19 protein-coding genes are annotated in these 16,248 nt (G+C 66.4%); 12 read left to right on the top strand and 7 right to left on the bottom strand.

What is annotated here, in order from left to right; genetic code table 11:
• Nucleotides 1–43 precede the first annotated feature (43 nt).
• On the bottom strand, nucleotides 44–1,537 hold the full coding sequence (locus tag KK488_RS03020; protein ID WP_214621664.1) for a replicative DNA helicase: 1,494 nt from the start codon (nucleotides 1,535–1,537) through the stop codon (nucleotides 44–46).
• A 299-nt stretch (nucleotides 1,538–1,836) separates the two neighbouring features.
• Between KK488_RS03020 and KK488_RS03015 the strand changes: the two genes are divergently transcribed.
• The 6 genes from KK488_RS03015 (at nucleotide 1,837) to KK488_RS02990 (ending at nucleotide 5,828) form a co-directional block, all read left to right on the top strand.
• Nucleotides 1,837–2,319, top strand: coding sequence for a UPF0262 family protein (locus KK488_RS03015; protein ID WP_214621663.1), 483 nt, complete (start codon nucleotides 1,837–1,839; stop codon nucleotides 2,317–2,319).
• Nucleotides 2,316–3,038: a GH25 family lysozyme gene (locus tag KK488_RS03010; protein WP_349356839.1), complete on the top strand. Its 723-nt coding sequence runs from the start codon at nucleotides 2,316–2,318 to the stop codon at nucleotides 3,036–3,038. Before KK488_RS03015 ends, KK488_RS03010 begins: the two co-directional genes overlap by 4 nt.
• The gene (locus tag KK488_RS03005; protein ID WP_214621662.1) at nucleotides 3,035–3,484 is read left to right on the top strand and encodes a cytidine deaminase; all 450 of its coding nucleotides are present in this window, start codon (nucleotides 3,035–3,037) and stop codon (nucleotides 3,482–3,484) included. Before KK488_RS03010 ends, KK488_RS03005 begins: the two co-directional genes overlap by 4 nt.
• Nucleotides 3,485–4,066: a P-loop NTPase family protein gene (locus KK488_RS03000; RefSeq protein ID WP_214621661.1), complete on the top strand. Its 582-nt coding sequence runs from the start codon at nucleotides 3,485–3,487 to the stop codon at nucleotides 4,064–4,066. It begins immediately after the preceding gene.
• Nucleotides 4,067–4,068: 2 nt separating this feature from the next.
• Nucleotides 4,069–4,623, top strand: a complete 555-nt coding sequence (gene dcd, locus KK488_RS02995) for a dCTP deaminase (protein WP_214621660.1) — start codon at nucleotides 4,069–4,071, stop codon at nucleotides 4,621–4,623.
• 425 nt (nucleotides 4,624–5,048) lie between these two features.
• Nucleotides 5,049–5,828 (top strand): metallophosphoesterase family protein, encoded by a 780-nt coding sequence (locus KK488_RS02990; protein ID WP_214621659.1) that lies wholly within the window; start codon nucleotides 5,049–5,051, stop codon nucleotides 5,826–5,828.
• A 141-nt stretch (nucleotides 5,829–5,969) separates the two neighbouring features.
• Here KK488_RS02990 and ctrA read toward each other — a convergent pair whose 3' ends face one another.
• Together ctrA and KK488_RS02980 are read right to left on the bottom strand one after the other, a co-directional pair.
• Nucleotides 5,970–6,683: a response regulator transcription factor CtrA gene (gene ctrA, locus KK488_RS02985; protein WP_214621931.1), complete on the bottom strand. Its 714-nt coding sequence runs from the start codon at nucleotides 6,681–6,683 to the stop codon at nucleotides 5,970–5,972.
• 203 nt (nucleotides 6,684–6,886) lie between these two features.
• Nucleotides 6,887–7,894, bottom strand: coding sequence for an acyltransferase family protein (locus KK488_RS02980; protein ID WP_214621658.1), 1,008 nt, complete (start codon nucleotides 7,892–7,894; stop codon nucleotides 6,887–6,889).
• Between the two features lie 23 nt (nucleotides 7,895–7,917).
• On the opposite strand from KK488_RS02980, the gene KK488_RS02975 reads away from it, so the two are divergent.
• Both KK488_RS02975 and arfB read left to right on the top strand, forming a co-directional pair.
• On the top strand, nucleotides 7,918–8,670 hold the full coding sequence (locus tag KK488_RS02975; protein WP_214621657.1) for an RluA family pseudouridine synthase: 753 nt from the start codon (nucleotides 7,918–7,920) through the stop codon (nucleotides 8,668–8,670).
• 12 nt (nucleotides 8,671–8,682) lie between these two features.
• On the top strand, nucleotides 8,683–9,108 hold the full coding sequence (arfB, locus tag KK488_RS02970; protein WP_214621656.1) for an alternative ribosome rescue aminoacyl-tRNA hydrolase ArfB: 426 nt from the start codon (nucleotides 8,683–8,685) through the stop codon (nucleotides 9,106–9,108).
• A 9-nt stretch (nucleotides 9,109–9,117) separates the two neighbouring features.
• On the opposite strand, the gene KK488_RS02965 is transcribed toward arfB, so the two are convergent.
• Nucleotides 9,118–9,984 (bottom strand): hypothetical protein, encoded by an 867-nt coding sequence (locus KK488_RS02965; RefSeq protein WP_214621655.1) that lies wholly within the window; start codon nucleotides 9,982–9,984, stop codon nucleotides 9,118–9,120.
• Between the two features lie 77 nt (nucleotides 9,985–10,061).
• On the opposite strand from KK488_RS02965, the gene KK488_RS02960 reads away from it, so the two are divergent.
• On the top strand, nucleotides 10,062–10,571 hold the full coding sequence (locus tag KK488_RS02960) for a GAF domain-containing protein (protein ID WP_214621930.1): 510 nt from the start codon (nucleotides 10,062–10,064) through the stop codon (nucleotides 10,569–10,571).
• A 159-nt stretch (nucleotides 10,572–10,730) separates the two neighbouring features.
• On the top strand, nucleotides 10,731–11,828 hold the full coding sequence (locus tag KK488_RS21245; RefSeq protein WP_250890032.1) for an RcnB family protein: 1,098 nt from the start codon (nucleotides 10,731–10,733) through the stop codon (nucleotides 11,826–11,828).
• A 225-nt stretch (nucleotides 11,829–12,053) separates the two neighbouring features.
• Here the strand turns inward: KK488_RS21245 and KK488_RS02950 are convergent, their stop codons facing one another.
• Entirely contained in the window at nucleotides 12,054–12,866 is an 813-nt protein-coding gene (locus tag KK488_RS02950) for an arginyltransferase (protein ID WP_214621654.1), read from the bottom strand.
• 194 nt (nucleotides 12,867–13,060) lie between these two features.
• On the opposite strand from KK488_RS02950, the gene KK488_RS02945 reads away from it, so the two are divergent.
• Both KK488_RS02945 and KK488_RS02940 read left to right on the top strand, forming a co-directional pair.
• Nucleotides 13,061–14,350 carry an aconitase X gene (locus KK488_RS02945; protein WP_250890031.1) on the top strand — a complete coding sequence of 430 codons (1,290 nt, stop codon included), beginning with the start codon at nucleotides 13,061–13,063 and terminating at the stop codon, nucleotides 14,348–14,350.
• Nucleotides 14,347–14,787, top strand: a complete 441-nt coding sequence (locus KK488_RS02940; RefSeq protein ID WP_214621653.1) for an aconitase X swivel domain-containing protein — start codon at nucleotides 14,347–14,349, stop codon at nucleotides 14,785–14,787. The genes KK488_RS02945 and KK488_RS02940 overlap by 4 nt, the downstream gene beginning before the upstream one ends.
• 87 nt (nucleotides 14,788–14,874) lie before the next feature.
• Here KK488_RS02940 and KK488_RS02935 read toward each other — a convergent pair whose 3' ends face one another.
• On the bottom strand, nucleotides 14,875–15,495 hold the full coding sequence (locus KK488_RS02935; RefSeq protein WP_214621652.1) for a molybdenum ABC transporter ATP-binding protein: 621 nt from the start codon (nucleotides 15,493–15,495) through the stop codon (nucleotides 14,875–14,877).
• Entirely contained in the window at nucleotides 15,485–16,180 is a 696-nt protein-coding gene (gene modB / locus KK488_RS02930; protein ID WP_214621651.1) for a molybdate ABC transporter permease subunit, read from the bottom strand. Before modB ends, KK488_RS02935 begins: the two co-directional genes overlap by 11 nt.
• Between the last annotated feature and the right edge of the window lie 68 nt (nucleotides 16,181–16,248).

Below are 16,248 nucleotides of genomic sequence, written 5' to 3'. Positions count from 1 at the left end.
CCACCCCCCGACCCCTCCCGCAAGCGGGAGGGGGGAAGAAAGGTCAGTCGTCCCCGCCGCCAAATCGCCCGTCATCCGCCAGATCGGTGAAGCGCGTGATCCTGGCGTCGAAGAACAGCCGCACCTTGCCGGTGGCGCCGTGGCGCTGCTTGGCGACGATCAGCTCGGAGTGGCCCTTGATGCGGTCCATCTTCTCGGCCCACTGCGCATAGGCGGCCGGGTCCTGCTCGATGTTCGGCTCCTTGCTCATCTCGTAATAATCTTCGCGATAGAGGAACCAGACCATGTCGGCGTCCTGCTCGATCGAGCCGGATTCGCGCAGATCCGAGAGTTGTGGCCGCTTGTCCTCGCGGCTTTCGACCGCACGACTGAGCTGGGATAGCGCGATGACGGGCAGGCTCAACTCCTTGGCGAGCTGCTTGAGTCCGCGGCTGATCTCCGAAATCTCGTTGACGCGATTATCGCCGGTCTTGCCCGAGCCCTGGAGGAGCTGGAGATAATCGACCACGATCATGCCGATATTGTGCCGGCGCTTGAGCCGCCGCGCGCGGGTGCGCAGCGCGGCGATCGTCAGGCCGGCGGTGTCGTCGATGAACAGGGGCAGGTCCTGCAACTCGCGCGAGGCGCGGACCAGATTCTGGAAATCGGCATGGCTGATCTTGCCCATGCGCAGCGACTCGCCGCTGATGCCGCTATTCTCGGCAAGGATACGCGTGGCGAGCTGATCGGCCGACATTTCCAGGTTGAAGATGGCGACGGGCGCGCCGATCGACTTTTCAGGCGGAATGCCGTCGCCCAAGTCGCGCACCCAGCGGCGCGCGGCATTATAGGCGATGTTGGTGGCGAGCGAGCTCTTGCCCATGCCGGGACGGCCGGCGACGATGATGAGATCGGACGGATGGACGCCGCCGGTGCGGTTGTTGAGCCCGTCAAGGCCGGTGGTGATGCCGGAGACATGGCCGCCAGAGTTCAGCGCCTTCTCCGCCATCTCGACCGCGAGGCGCGTCGCCTGCGCGAAGGTCTTCATGCTGCCGGTGTCGCCACCCGCCTCGGCGACCGTGTACAGCGCCATTTCGGCAGCCTCGATCTGACCCTTCGGGTCGATCGACTCGGACGTGTCGAGCGCCTTGTCGACCAGCTCGCGGCCCACGCCGACCAGCTCGCGCAGCAAGGCGAGGTCGTAGATCTGCCGGGCGAAGTCGCGCGCGCCGATGACGGCCGCGCCGCTGCCGGTGAGCTGCGCGAGATAGCCGGGGCCGCCCAGCTCCTTGAGCGCCGGATCGGCATCCAGCAGCGGCTTCAGCGTCACCGGATTGGCGACCATGTTGCGATCGACCAGCTTCAGGATCTGCTCGTAGATGCGCCCGTGCAGCGGCTCGAAGAAATGCAGGGGCTTGAGGTCCATCTGCACATCCTCGACGATGCGATTGTCGACCATCAGCGCGCCGAGCAGCGCGGCTTCCGCCTCGACATTGCGCGGCAGGCGGGCTTCGGCGGCGGTGCCGGGCACCAGCGCGAGAGGAGTGGGATCGGCCATGGGGATAGGAGCATTGATCCTCCCGAGTCACGACTGCAAGCGACTTTCGTGCAACCGCTGCCGGATCGCCACAGATCGATGTGGAAGGCGTGTGGATAAGAGTGGGCATGAATTAAGCCCCTCCCCTTCAGGTTCAAACGAGGCACGTGACTCGTTTGAAGGGGTGGGGTGGGGCTCGCCACCTCGCAGATCGCTTCGCGACACCACCCCCGACCCCTCCCTTGAAAGGGAGGGGCTAACATGTGCTCAAGGCCTCCCCTTGCCCCTCCCCGCGCCCGGGCCTAGGGAAGCAGCGGACCATGGCCGACCCCCGCATCATCGACATCACACTGGATGAGAAGACCATCCTGTGGCGCAGCGCGGATGTCGCGCAGGAGCGGCGGATCGCGATTTTCGACCTGCTGGAGGAAAATCACTTCGCGCCGTTGCGGACCCATCCCGATGGCTATGCGGGACCATATAAGGTGTTCATGCGCGTCGCCGACGGGCGGCTGGTGATCGAGGTGCGGCGCACCGACGACAGCCCGCTGGAGGCCGTCATCCTCGGCCTCGCCAGCTTCCGCCGCCCGATCCGCGACTATTTCGCGATGTTCGAGAGCTATCAGCAAGCGATCCAGCAGGCGACGCCGCAGCAGATCGAGACGGTCGACATGGCGCGGCGCGCGATCCACAACGAAGCGGCGGAGTTGCTGCGCAATCGGCTCGAGGGCAAGATCGACGTCGACTTCGACACGGCGCGGCGGCTCTTCACATTGATCTGCGTGCTGCATATCCGGGGATGATGATGGCCAGCCGCGTCCACCCCACCCCCCGCCGCCGTGTCAAGCTGACGCCGTTGCGCATCCTCCTCGCCGTGCTGCTGGGCAGCGCGCTGATCCTGACCGTGCTGTTCCTGTTCGTGCGCGGCTGGACGCCCTCGCACAGCCGCTACCCGATGCAGGGCATCTCGCTCACCGCCGAGAGCGGCGAGGTGAACTGGCGGATGGCGCACGCGGCGGGCGCCGACTTCGCCTATCTGCTGGCGACCAGCGGCGCCGAGACGCGCGATCCCTCGTTCGACGACTATCTCGCCGGGGCGAAGGCGCAGGGCCTGCGTTATGGTCCGATCCATCGCTACAATCTCTGCCGCCTCGCCTCCGAGCAGGCGACACGCTTCATCGCCACTGTGCCGCGCGACCCGGCGATGCTGCCGCCGGTCGTCCAGCTCGATTTCTTCCCCAACTGCGCCAAGCGGCCCAGCCGCGACACGTTGCTGGCCGAGCTCAACACCTTCCTCAACCAGATCGAGACGCACAGCGCCAAACCGGCGCTGCTGCGCGTCAGCCATGATTTCGAGGCGGAATATGACGTGGCGAGCGGCATCAACCGCACGCTCTGGCTGGAAGGCGACTTCTTCCCGCCCGATTATGCGACGCGCCCCTGGGTGATGTGGACCGCCTCGACATGGAAGCGCGTCGAGGGCATTGATGGGCCGCTCGAGTGGGATGTGGTGCGGCCATGAACGATCTTTCGGAAGCGGAGGCGGAACTGGTCGCGGCGGCGCGCGGGGCGATGGCGCACGCCCATGCGCCCTACAGCCGGTTCGCGGTCGGCGCCGCGCTGCGCCTGATCGATGGGACGATCCTCACCGGCAGCAATTTCGAGAATGCGAGCTACGGCCTGTCGCTCTGCGCAGAGACAGTGGCGATCGCGGCGGCCAATGCGCAGGGGCGCCTGCGCGACATCGCGGCCATCGCCGTCACCGGCGGGCCGATGGACGGCGCGGGCACGGACGTCATCACGCCCTGCGGCCGCTGCCGGCAGATCATCAAGGAAGCCCAGGACATGGCGGGGCGCGCGCTCCCGATCCTGTGCGCGACGCCGGGCGGCGACGCGGTGAAGCGCTTCGATCTCGACGATCTTCTGCCCGAGGCATTCGGTCCGGCCAATCTCGGCATCAGCGCGTGAATGATGGTGGCCCGGCGGATCGCTGTCGTCGGCACGTCCGGCTCGGGCAAGACCACCCTCTCGCGCCGGATCGGTGCCGCGATCGGCCTGCCGGTCATCGAGCTGGACGCGATCAACTGGCAGGCGGGCTGGCACGATCTCAACCAAAACGAGCCGGAGGAATTCAAGCGGCGGGTCGCGGCGGCGACCGCCCCCGAAAGCTGGGTGAGCGACGGCAATTACGCTCTGGTCCGACCGCTGATCCTGGCGCGCGCGACGGAAGTCGTCTGGCTGGATTATGATCGACCGCTGGTGATGGCGCGCGTGATCCGGCGTTCGTTCAGCCGGGCGATCTGGAAGACCGAGCTGTGGCCCGGCACCGGCAATGTCGAGCAGTTTCGCAACTGGCTCTCGCCTGATCACCCGATCAGATGGGCCTGGTCGACTCATGCGCGACGGCGCACGCAATATGCCGAGATGGGGCAGGCGCTGGCGGCCGAGGTCACCGTCCACCACCTGCGCCATCCGCGCGATGCGGAGGCGCTGATCGCGACACTGCGCACGGAGGCTGGCCAGAGCGCCGCGGACCCATTAGCAGGCTGAGCATGGCCATACTCTCCGACAAATGGATTCGCGCAAAAACGCAGGAAATGGGCATGATCGAGCCCTTCGTCGAAAGCCAGCGGCGGGAGGGCTGCATCAGCTATGGCCTCTCCTCCTATGGCTATGACGCGCGGGTGGCGGACGAGTTCAAGATCTTCACCAATGTCGACAGCGCGGTCGTCGACCCCAAGGATTTCGCGGCCAACAGCTTCGTCGACCGCAAGACCGACGTGTGCATCATCCCGCCCAACAGCTTCGCGCTCGCCCGCACGGTCGAATATTTTCGCATCCCGCGCGACGTGCTGGTGATCTGCCTCGGCAAATCCACCTATGCCCGCTGCGGCATCATCGTGAACGTGACGCCGCTGGAGCCGGAATGGGAAGGCCATGTGACGCTGGAATTCTCCAACACCACGCCGCTGCCCGCCAAGATCTACGCCAATGAAGGCGCCTGCCAGTTCCTGTTCCTGGAAGGCAATGAGCCGTGCGAGACCAGCTATGCCGACCGGGCCGGCAAATATATGGGCCAGCGCGGCGTCACCCTGCCGAAGCTGTAGAGCACGAGCGCATGGACGGCGCAGCCCGGCCGTCTGCTTTCAGATGCCGGACGACATAGCTCGGATGGCGAAAGCGGGCGGATTCCAACCCTTAGCCCCTCTTCAGAGGAGGGGTTGGGGTGGTGTTTGACGTTGGGGTTATTCGCTTCGCAAGCGATGCTGCGCATCGCCACCACCCCCTACCCCTCCTCTGAAGAGGAGGGGCTAACGGTGACCGCAACGTCGTCGTGTCCCGGCGATCGCGCTTATCGATCGTGGGACCGATTTCACGGACTTTCATGCAGACCAGAGCTTCTCATCATCACCAATCAACACGGCAGCAGGGCTGCGCCCGCACGTTCATCGCAAACGCTTCAACGCTTTGTTCGCAGTTGCAACGATAAGGCTGGCTCTTATGCCCCGCCTCGTTTTATACTGATCTGCAAATGTTCCGCTTGTTCCGATCCAAGCCCGAACCCAACGTCCTGCTGGACGCGCCGAACATTGGCGAGGATCGCCGCGTCTATGCGATCGGCGACATTCACGGCCGGCTCGATCTGCTGACTCGTCTCGTCGACAAGATCGCCGACGACGATCTCGCGCGCGGCCCCGGCGGCACGACGGAGCTGGTGATGCTCGGCGATTTCGTCGACCGGGGCCCCGAGTCCGCGGGAGTGCTCGACTTCGTCATGCGGCTGCGCGACTGGTGGCCGGCGATCACCTGCCTGCAGGGCAATCATGAGGAAGTCTTCCTCATGGCGGCGCGGGGAGACGAGAGCGCGCTACGCTTCATGACCCGGATCGGCGGACGCGAGACGATGCTGAGCTATGGCGCGACCGAGGCGGATCTCGACGAGATGACGCTCGGCCAGTTGCGCGACTGGCTGATGTCCACCGTGCCCGAGGCGCACCTCACCTTCATCGAAGGCATGGCGGACCGGGTATTGATCGGCGACTATCTGTTCGTTCATGCCGGCATCCGCCCGCGCGTCCCGATGGATGAGCAGGAGGGGCGCGACCTGCGCTGGATCCGCGACGAGTTTCTAAGCTTCGAGTCTCCGCACCCACATTATGTGGTGCACGGCCATTCGATCACGGCGGGCGTGGAGCAGAAGGGCAACCGGATGGGCATCGACACGGGTGCTTATGCGACCGGTGTGCTGACCGCCGTGGGACTGCAAGGGACCGAGCAATGGTTCCTGAGCACATCCAACTACGAGGATTGAGCGGGCGGCGCCCGCCGCGCTCCTGACGCCGGACCAGGTGAGGCAGCGGCCGCGCCGGGACGGGTCGTCAGGGAACAGGAAGGCCGGCGAATTGCTCCGCCGGCCTCAAGTCGTCGATAATCGGTATTGCCGGGCGGGCGGTCAGGCGACCTGCACTTCGTCCAGACCCTCGATCGCATCTTCCGGATCGCGCAGCACATAGCCGCGGCCCCAGACGGTCTCGATGTAATTCTCGCCATTGCAGGCCAGGCTGAGCTTCTTGCGCAGCTTGCAGATGAACACGTCGATGATCTTGAGTTCCGGCTCGTCCATGCCGCCATAAAGGTGGTTGAGGAACATTTCCTTGGTGAGGGTCGTGCCCTTGCGGAGCGAGAGCAGCTCCAGCATGGCATATTCCTTGCCGGTGAGGTGAACGCGGTTGCCATCGACTTCGACGGTCTTGGCATCGAGATTAACGGCGAGCTTGCCGGTGCGGATGACCGACTGCGAATGGCCCTTGGAGCGGCGCACCACGGCATGGATGCGGGCGACCAGCTCATCCTTGTGGAAGGGCTTGGTCACATAATCGTCGGCACCGAAGCCGAAGGAGCGGACCTTGCTGTCCATCTCCGAAATACCCGAGAGAATGAGGACCGGCGTCTGGACGCGGGCGCTGCGGAGCTTCTTGAGCACGTCGTAGCCGTGCATGTCCGGCAGGTTCAGGTCCAGGCAGATGATGTCGTAGTCATAGAGCTTGCCGAGATCGAGGCCCTCTTCGCCGAGGTCCGTCGTGTAAACATTGAACCCCTCGGTCGTGAGCATCAGCTCGATCGCCTTGGCGGTCGTCGGCTCGTCTTCAATCAGCAGCACGCGCATATGGTTGCCCTCTGTTTCGATCGTTCCGGCGCGCCTTCCCAGTCGGCAGGCCTGCCCGTAACTATTAACCATATGAGGAATGAACGCAAAAGGTTAATTTTGCGTAAAGCCGCTGGAATCCACGAGTCGTGGTCTTCTGGTTCCGACCGGGAACCCGGCGCGAGTCGAAGGCCGATTATGAGTCAATAGACTTAACGGGAAGCTTAACGGGGCGTTTTCGGCTGGCCGAGCAGCAATCTGCGCGTGATCTCGAAGCGCCTGACCAGCCGGTCGATCAGGAAAGAAAAGCCCAGCGCCACAACGAATAGCGCCGGTCGCGGCGCATAAGGCGCAAGATAGTGGATAAAAGCCACATGGGCATACATGATCACGAGGGAGGCCCGGCCGAGCGCGGCCAGCACAGCGATCAGGACGAGCGGCAGGCTCTGGACGACTCGCGCGAGCGTCAGCGTGATCGCGGCGGCGGCGGCGAGCGACAGGATGGGCCAGCCAAAATCGCCAAATTTCATGTTCATCGGCGGAAACCAGACCAAGGCGGCGACGGTCAGAAGGGCAAGACCGGCGAGAATGCCCGCCGGCGGCTGTCCCCATTGCCGCCACAGCGCGCCCGCCCAGATCATGATCAGGGCGCCCGGTACAGCGAGCAGACCGAAGGGCGAGTGACCCGGATGATGCGCGATGACCGAGAGCAATCCGACGATCAGCATCGCGGCCAGCACCGGCGCGGCATCGGCGCGGCGTCCATCGGCGATCAGCGCGTTCCAGATCAGCCGGGCCAGGAACAGGCAGGGCACGAACCAGAGGATCGTGAACGGGCCACGCAATTTCTCCGTCGCGAACAGGATGGTCGTAGCGCCCTCACCCCAGGTCGCGAAGATGGGGCGCACACCGCGCAGCCCCTCGATCAGGAAGTCGGCACCCAGCAGGAGGATCGAGAAGCAGAGGAACGGCAGAGCCAGGCCGCGCAGGCCGGCGCGCAAGAAGAGCGGCCATGGCGCGTGGCGCGACGTGTAGCCGGAGAGCATGAAGAAGAGCGGCATATGGACGACATAGATCGCGTCGCGCACCGGCCCGCGCGTCCAGACATGGCCGGCGACGACCGCCACGATGCCGACGCCCTTGAGCGCGTCGACCCACTCCAGCCGGGCACGGGCGGCCGGCGTGCGCGGCGCCGCGCAGCTTTCAGGACGGATGCCGCTTTCCCCGGTCATGGCCAAGCCCTATAGGCTGGCCCATGCCCGTCAACCATCGATCCACTCGCCGTCCGCAGACGGCCGGCCTCTCGCCGCTCACCGATCGCGTCCTCTTCATCGACGGCGAGGCGATCATCCTCGACAAGCCCGCCGGCCTGCCGGTCGATCCGCCGCGCGATGGCAGCCTGAGCCTCGAGAACCATCTCTCCAGCCTCACCTTCGGCTTCGAGCGCTGGCCAGTGGCGGTGCATCGCCTGGATCGCGACACCAGCGGCTGCCTGCTGCTCGCCCGCAATCCGAAGTCGGCCAAGCGCTTCACCGAGGCGTTCGAGGGGCGGGAGGTGGCCAAGACCTATCTCGCCGTCCTTGCCGGCGTACCCGACGCGGCATCGGGCACGATCGACATGGCGCTGCTCAAGACCAGCACGGCCGAGACGGGCTGGCGCATGGGACCGGGGGAAGCCGGCAAGAAGGGCGCCAAGGCAGCGATCACGCATTGGGAATTGCTGGCCGCTCGCGATGGCCGCGCCCTGATCCGCTTCACGCCGGAAACCGGCCGGACGCACCAGCTGCGTGCCCATGCGCTGCACGGGCTGGGCATCGGCATATTGGGCGACCCCATCTATCATGGCGACGCCCCTGATCCGCGCTGGACGGGCGGCATGCTGCTCCATGCGCGCAGCCTCTCCCTTCCGCGCCCGAACAAGCCGCCGGTCGCCGCGGTCGCACCGGTGCCGGCGAGCTTCGCGGAGGCAGGCTTCGCCGATGCCGAGGCGCTGGACGCCGGACAATAGGCGGCTCGGTCGATGCCCCGCATCCAGGTCACCCATGCCATCAGCATCGATGAGGACGAGCTCGAGGAAAGCACGACGCGCGCCTCCGGGGCAGGCGGGCAGCATGTCAACACGACCGACAGTGCCGTAATCCTGCGGTTCGACGTCGCGGCCTCGCCCTCGCTGCCCGAGGCGGTGAAGCTGCGCCTCGCCAAGCTGGCCGGCTCGCGGATGACCAGCGAAGGCGTGCTGATCCTGCGCAGCGAGGGCTCGCGCTCGCAGTTCGAGAACAAGCGCGAGGTGCGCGAGCGGCTGATCGCGATGATCGTCGAGGCGACGTTCGTGCCCAAGAAGCGCAAGCCCACCAAGCCGAGCAAGGCGGCCAAGGCCAAGCGCGTCGACAGCAAGAAGGCGCGCAGCTCGGTCAAGGCCGGGCGCGGGCGCGTCTCGCTGGACTGAGCAGCGACGTCAGGGGGTCGTGGGCGCGGCGGGCTGTGATGCGGCGGGCGACGGCGTCGATACCGGAGCCGATGGCATGTTCGGCCGGGACGCGGGCGTCGGCGTGGACCTGACGGTCGGCGTGGGCCGGGCGGGGGGCGTGGGCTGGGCCGGCGGCTGCGGCTGCAGCTTCGGTGCGGCATGCTGGGACCGTGCCCTGGCCGTTGGTGTCGGCGACGGCATCCCGGTTGGGGTGGGCGCGGGCGTCGCCAAAGCGCCGGCCGCCTCGTTCGATTGAGCCGTCGAATGAGCAGCGTTGGGGAAGGGGGGTTCAGGGGCCGGTAGCGGTGCGACTGCCTCTTCCGCCTCTTCCTTCAACACGCCGAAATGGGTCGCGAGCCGATCCGCGCCGACCACGAACAGCGTGAGCGATACGAGCACTGCCAGCGACGTCAGCGCCAGCCAGATCGTTCCGGTCCACTTGACCTGTCTGGCCGACACCAAGGCTTCGGGCGACAGCTCGCCGGAGACGGAGACATCCGTCCAATGGGTAATCGCCTTGCGCAGCGCCGCGGCGGCCGGGAGCGTCAGGACCATGCTGACCAAAGCCGCCAGGATTGCCGCCATGGCACCCCCGAAGAAGATCAGCGTCACCTGACCGAACAAGGCCGGGCCGATCGCGCCGCGCGCGGCGATAGACAGATAGATGCCAGCGCCGTTCATCAGCAGCAGCATCGTCAGCAGCCAGCGATAGAGCGCGGTCGCCTCCCCGGCGACGCGCGTCAGCCCATCGCCAAGCCGCTCGACGCTCCGTCGCCCGACCTCGCGCACCAGCGCCCGCGTCGCCTCTTCCTCGCTCATGCCACCTTGCTCCGCCTTGCTGCGCAACCGGTTCACGCAAGACCATGGCTGCGCGCCCTCCGCAAGAGCCAACAGGGCTGGCGCCACGCCGGTACGCCCTCTACATTCGCGCCATGTATGACTTCGCGCCCACCGACACCGCCGACAAGACTGCCCTCCATGCCGATCTGCGCGCCGCTGCGCTCGCCATCGTGGCGGACGAGCCGGACGCCATCGCCAACATGGCCAATGTCGCGGCGCTGATCTGGCAGTTCCTGCCCGATCTCAACTGGGCGGGCTTCTACCGGCTGGTCGGGGACGAACTGGTGCTCGGCCCGTTCCAGGGCAAGGCTGCCTGCATCCGCATCCCGATCGGCAAGGGCGTCTGCGGCAGGGCGGCGGCGACCCGCGAGACGCAACTCGTCGAAGATGTCCACGCTTTCCCCGGCCACATCGCCTGCGATGCGGCCTCGGCGTCCGAACTGGTCGTGCCCATCCTGCACGAAGGCCGCCTGGTCGGCGTGCTCGATCTCGACAGTCCGCGTGTTGCGCGCTTCGACAGCGAAGATTCCGTCGCCCTCGAGACGCTCTGCATCGCCCTTGCACCGGCGCTCACGGGTGGAAACGACGTCCTTCACCTGTAAAAAATCCCGCAAATCAGCCATTTTGCTCCAGTTTGGCACAGGACCTCATGGCTAATGCCATGGTAAGCATTTCCCGCGCCTGCTAGGTTCCATCCTCGGATGAGCGGCGATCCGTCAGGGAGTCGGGCGGCGCGGAGAGTGGGACGAAAGAATATGCGAATGCTCTTTTTCGCCGGCATGATGGCCGGCGCTGCCAGCCTCGCGATCTCGCCAGCTGGCGCACAGCAGACTATCGTCACGAGCGGGCCGCAGGTTTCCGCCGGTGGGCCGATGATGAGCCGGCCCGGCGTCGGCAATCCGGGCATCGGCACGACCATGATGCGTCGCAGCTGGGGCCATCGCGTCGACGGGCGCTGGTGGGGCGGCTCGCAGGCACCGGGCGGCTGGGCCTCCTATCGCCGGCCGATCACCGGCTTCGTCCTGCCCGGCTACTGGCTGCAGCCGACTTATTATATCTCCGACTATGGCGCCTACGGCCTGCCCGCGCCCGCCGCCGGCTATGGCTGGTCGCGCTACTATGACGATGCCGTGATGACCGACCGCTATGGCCGGGTCTACGACAGCCGCATCGGCTACGACTGGGACCGTTACGGCGGCTATGACGATGGCCCCGCCCCGCGCGGCGATGACGGCCGCGTGCTCGGCGGCGCGGTGATCGGCGGTGTCACCGGCGGCCTGCTCGGCAGTGCCGTCGCGGGCCCCGGCAACCGCACCGGCGGCGCGATCCTGGGCGCGGGTCTCGGCGCCATTGCCGGTGGCGCCATCGCGTCGTCTTCAAGCGGGGATCGCGACGGCCATTATTATGGCGGCGAGCGCCGCTGGGCCAGCGATGCCGAGCGCCTGAGGGCCGAAGCGCGCGAGCGCAAGGCCTGGGCCAAGGAGCGCGTCCGCCTCGACAAGCTCGCGCGCCAGGCCGGCTATGCCAATTATGACGACTATCTGCGCCGGCAGGAGCGCCTTCCCATGGTGGCCAGGCCAATGGCCGGTGCGCCGCACTGGGCCATGCGCGGCGGCGCCGAAGGGCACGCGGCCCCGGGAGGCCATATCGCCGGCGCACCGCGCATCGAGACGCAGGTTCTGCCCGGCTATGTCGCCAATGGCTATTATTTCCCGGGCGAGACGATCACGACGGTGACGATCGCGCCGAGCACCGTCACCACCACCAAGACCAGCTATGTGACGACCACGCGCCGCGTGACCGTCAAGCCGAGGACCAAGATCCTGAAGCGCAAGGTCGTGCGCTGCACCTGCAACTGAGACGACGAGGGGCGACCCGGGGGGCGTCCAGCAAGAGCCCGGCAGCATCCGCGAGGAGGCTGCCGGGCTCTCAGCTATTCAGGGATGCCGGTCGCCGCTTTCCGTTCGTGTCGAGCGAAGTCGAGACACGTTGGCACGGCGCTAAACGTGTCTCGACTTCGCTCGACACGAACGGAAGGGCGGTAATTCGTGAGATGCACGGCGCGGAAACGACCGCGACCGCGCTTACTTCAGCAGACGCCCGCCAGAATCGCGCGGCAGGCCGCCTTCGGCCGGATTGCTGGTCTCGCTCGTCGAGGGCGGCGGCGGATCGAACCGCTCCCAGCCGGAGCGGCCGAGCCGTTCGATCGGCTGATAGCGCACCTTGTAGCTCATCCGGTCCGAACCCTCGACCCAGTAGCCGAGATAGACATAGGGCAGGCCCGCCTTCTGGGCACGCAGCACATGGTCGACGATGATATAGCTGCCGAGGCCGCTGCGCTCGATCTTGTCCGGATCGAAGAAGCTGTAGATCATCGACAGCCCGTCGCCCTGCTTGTCGGTCAGGCAGGCGCCGACCAAGGCGCCCTGCCGGCCGTCGACCATTGGCTCGCGATATTCGATGACATAGGTGTCGACCGGCGTCTGCTCGACCATGTCGGCGAAGTCGATCTCGTCCATCTCGGTCATGCCGCCATTGGGATGGCGCGCGGAGAGATAACGCTGGAGCAGTGAAAATTGCTCATCGGTCGACCAGGGCTTGCAGGCGCGCACGACGAGATCGCTGTTGCGGCGGACCAGCTTGCGCTGGGTCGCATTGGGCTTGAACGCCTCGGCGACGATGCGGACCGAGACGCAGGCGGTGCAATCGGTGCAGCTCGGGCGGTAGGCGACGTTCTGGCTGCGGCGGAAGCCGATGCGGCCGAGCGCGTCATTCAGTTCGGAGGCATGTTCGCCGGCAAGCTCGGTGAACACCTTGCGCTCCGTCCGTCCCGGAAGATAGGGACACGGACCCGCATTCGTCATGAAGAAACGCGGAAACCGGAACGCTGCGCTCACATCGTCTCCTGGGGGCCGGCGGCCATGGACTCACTCAAGAAAGACTATGCCGATAACGGCTCAGTGTGAAAAGACCATTTACTGTGATGATGCCTATCGCGATAGATAGTCTCGTCGATTTTGACGCGGAGCGCGTCACAACATATCGTAAATTGCTGGTTTGAAACGATGACGAAACAGAAGGAGAGCGCGCGATGGTGATGCTGACGGATGCCGAACAGGCAATGCTTCAGGGAGACTCCGGCGCCGCGACTCAAAAGGCCATGGAGTTGCTGATCCGCTATGCCGACGCGCTCGGCGCGGAACGCTTCGTCGAGACCAACAATGTCGCGGGCGTGCCCGGCTCCGCCCCGCAATGGGTGAAGGATTATTACAAGGAGGATGGCGGCGACTATCGCGCCGTCTTCTCGCGCTTCGACCTTGACTCGGACGAGGCGGTCGACGTGCCGCGCATGAACGCCTTCTCCTGCCATCTGCAGGGCGGCATGGACCCGACGCTCTGGCAGGAACAGGGCATGACCGAGGCGGCCCACGACAATTTCGTCTCCGACGAGGCCAGCGTCGCCGATCATGGCATCCAGATCCTCAAGACCTGCACGCCCTATCTCGCCGGCAACGTGCCGGTGATGGGCGAGCATTGCGCCTGGATGGAATCGAGCGCGGTGGTCTTCGCCAACAGCGTGATCGGCGCGCGCACCAATTGCGAGGGCCGCGAATCGACCAGCGCCGCGATGCTCGCCAAGCGCATCCCGGACTGGGGCTTCCACACCGACGACTTCCGCAAGGGCCATCATGGCGTCGCGGTCGAGGTGCCCGTCGACTCCATTTTCGAATGGGGCATGCTCGGCTATTTCGTGGGCGACGCGGTGCAGGACACGATCCCCGTCATCACCGGGTCGGTCAGCGACGCCAGCCTCATCCGCCACAAGCATTTCGGCGCGGCGGCGGCCTCGTCCGGCGGCGTCGAAATGTATCATATGGTGGGCATCACGCCGGAGGCGCCCACGGTCGAGCATGCCTTTGGCGGCGCGCCCAAGGGCGAGCGCTTCTTCTACGACGCCGGCCAGCGCAGGCGCATCTACGAGATGCTGAACAGCGTCGGCGAGAACGAGGATGTCGACTATGTCATGCTCGGCTGCCCGCATTATTCGATCGAGCAGATCGCCCAGGCGGCCGCGCTGATCGAGGGCCGCAAGGTGAGCGCCAACAGCGCGCTCTGGGTGTTCACCAGCCGCGCGGTGAAGGCGACGGCGGACGCGAACGGCTACACCAAGATCCTGCGCGATGCCGGCGCCTATCTGATGACCGACACCTGCTCGGCGATCAGCCAGGCCGTGCCCAAGGGCACCCGGGTCGCGGCGCTCGATAGCGCCAAGCAGGTTCATTATCTCCCGGCAATGATGGGCATCGAAGGCTGGTATGGCACGACCGCCGAGTGCATCGACGCCGCCTGTACCGGCAAGTGGAAAGGAAAGCTGGCATGAGCACCGTTCTCGACAAACCCCGCGTCGTCATTCACGGCCGCAAGGTCGTCCCCGGCGTGGCCGAGGGCGAGGCGCTGGTCACGCGCCAGACAATCTCGGGTTGGGGCGGCGTCAACCTGATGACCGGCACCGTGATCGAGAGCCGGCACGAGCTCAAGGGCGTGAGCTTCGCCAACAAGGTGCTGGTCTTCCCCGGCGCCAAGGGCTCGTCGGGCTGGTCGGGCATCTTCCACATGGCCAAGCTGCGCGGCATGGCGCCCGTCGCGATGGTGTTCAACATCATGACAACCAAGGCCGCGCTCGGTGCCGTGGTGATGCGCACGCCGACCGTCACCGAGTGCGATCAGGACCCGCTCGACCTGATCAAGACCGGCGACTGGGTGCGCGTCAACGGCGACGCAGGTACGATCGAAGTCTGGGACAAGAAGCCCGAATAGCGCGCCGATGGCCCCCTCCCGCAAGCGGGAGGGGAGCAACTCATGTCACAACAAGGTTGCAGATAGGCACCCGGGCCCCGGGGCTGATCAAAGCTCCACGATCGTCGAGGCCAGCCGGTCCACTTCGGCGCGGTCGTGGCTCACATAGAGGATCGGAAGCTTGAGGTCGTCGCGCACGCGCTCGATCACGGTCATGATCTCGGCGCGGCGCGGCGCATCGAGCGATGACAGCGGCTCGTCCATCAGCAGGAAGCGCGGGCCGGAGAGCAAGGCGCGGCCGATCGCGACGCGCTGCGCCTCGCCACCCGAGAGCGAGCGCGGCCAGCGCTCGAGCAGAGGACCGATGCCGAGGAAAGCGACCGCTTCCTCCAGCGTCATCCAGCGGTGTCCGGGATCGGCGAGGCGCCAGCCGTAGAGGAGATTGTCGCGCACGCGCTTGTGCGGGAAAAGCCGGCCATCCTGGAAGACATAGCCCGCGCGGCGGCGCTCGGGCGCGAGATCGAGGCCGGAGGCGCTGTCGAACAGGGTTTCGCCGGCAACGACGATCCGGCCCGCATCCGGCCTGAGCAGACCGGCGACCATATTGAGGACCGACGTCTTGCCGGCACCCGAAGGGCCGAACAGCGCCGTGAGGCCCCCGGGGCTCGCCAGCTTGAGCGCGATCCGTGTTTCACCCAGCCGCCGCTCGACGTCGATCTCAAAGGACATGGCTGTCCTTCCCCGACCCCATGCGGCGGGCGAGCAATTCCGAGACGAGCAGCGCACCCAGCGAGAGCAGCACGGCGATGATGGCGAGGCGGGTCACGTCCGCTTCGTTGCCGGGGATCTGCAGCGCGCCGTAGATGGCGATGGGGATGGTACGCGTCTCGCCGGGAATGTTGGAGACGAAGGTGATCGTCGCGCCGAACTCGCCGATCGAGCGCGCGAAGCCGAGCACGGCGCCGGCGAGCAGTCCGGGCGTGGCAAGCGGCAGGGTGATCGAGACGAAGCTGCGCCAGGGCGATGCGCCCAGCGTGCGCGCCGCGCCTTCCAGCCGCCGGTCGACCGCCTCGATCGAGAGACGCATCGCGCGCACCATCAGCGGCAGCGCCATCACCGCAGCGGCGAGCGCGGCCCCGGTCCAGCGGAACATGAGGCTGACGCCGAACCAGTCGGCCAGCCAGCGCCCGATCGGGCCGTTGGTGCCGAACGCGATCAGCAGCAGCCAGCCGGTCACGACGGGCGGCAGCACCAGCGGCAGGTGGACCAGCGCATCGAGCAGCAGCTTGCCCGGAAAGCGCCCCCGCGCGAGCAGCCAGGCGAGGCCGAACGCCACCGGCATGGTGAGCAGCACGGCGACGAGGCTCACCTTCAGGGAGAGCAGGATGATCGACCAGAGTTCGGGGGTGAGCAACTCAACCCCTCCCCTTCAGGGGAGGGGCAAGGGGTGGGGGCGATGCACCAGCATCGCTCGCGAAGCGA

This window comes from Sphingobium nicotianae (assembly GCF_018603885.1).
Lineage (GTDB): Bacteria > Pseudomonadota > Alphaproteobacteria > Sphingomonadales > Sphingomonadaceae > Sphingobium > Sphingobium nicotianae.
The sequence above is the reverse complement of the archived record's forward strand: the minus strand, read 5'-3'. Positions and strand labels throughout refer to the sequence as shown.

Coding starts and splice junctions, on each gene's coding strand:
- KK488_RS03020 (WP_214621664.1), bottom strand. CDS start 1,537: ATGGCCGATCCCACTCCTCTCGCGCTGGTGCCCGGCACCGCCGCCGAA.
- KK488_RS03015 (WP_214621663.1), top strand. CDS start 1,837: ATGGCCGACCCCCGCATCATCGACATCACACTGGATGAGAAGACCATC.
- KK488_RS03010 (WP_349356839.1), top strand. CDS start 2,316: ATGATGATGGCCAGCCGCGTCCACCCCACCCCCCGCCGCCGTGTCAAG.
- KK488_RS03005 (WP_214621662.1), top strand. CDS start 3,035: ATGAACGATCTTTCGGAAGCGGAGGCGGAACTGGTCGCGGCGGCGCGC.
- KK488_RS03000 (WP_214621661.1), top strand. CDS start 3,485: ATGATGGTGGCCCGGCGGATCGCTGTCGTCGGCACGTCCGGCTCGGGC.
- dcd (WP_214621660.1), top strand. CDS start 4,069: ATGGCCATACTCTCCGACAAATGGATTCGCGCAAAAACGCAGGAAATG.
- KK488_RS02990 (WP_214621659.1), top strand. CDS start 5,049: ATGTTCCGCTTGTTCCGATCCAAGCCCGAACCCAACGTCCTGCTGGAC.
- ctrA (WP_214621931.1), bottom strand. CDS start 6,683: ATGCGCGTGCTGCTGATTGAAGACGAGCCGACGACCGCCAAGGCGATC.
- KK488_RS02980 (WP_214621658.1), bottom strand. CDS start 7,894: ATGACCGGGGAAAGCGGCATCCGTCCTGAAAGCTGCGCGGCGCCGCGC.
- KK488_RS02975 (WP_214621657.1), top strand. CDS start 7,918: ATGCCCGTCAACCATCGATCCACTCGCCGTCCGCAGACGGCCGGCCTC.
- arfB (WP_214621656.1), top strand. CDS start 8,683: ATGCCCCGCATCCAGGTCACCCATGCCATCAGCATCGATGAGGACGAG.
- KK488_RS02960 (WP_214621930.1), top strand. CDS start 10,062: ATGTATGACTTCGCGCCCACCGACACCGCCGACAAGACTGCCCTCCAT.
- KK488_RS21245 (WP_250890032.1), top strand. CDS start 10,731: ATGCTCTTTTTCGCCGGCATGATGGCCGGCGCTGCCAGCCTCGCGATC.
- KK488_RS02945 (WP_250890031.1), top strand. CDS start 13,061: ATGGTGATGCTGACGGATGCCGAACAGGCAATGCTTCAGGGAGACTCC.
- KK488_RS02940 (WP_214621653.1), top strand. CDS start 14,347: ATGAGCACCGTTCTCGACAAACCCCGCGTCGTCATTCACGGCCGCAAG.
- KK488_RS02935 (WP_214621652.1), bottom strand. CDS start 15,495: ATGTCCTTTGAGATCGACGTCGAGCGGCGGCTGGGTGAAACACGGATC.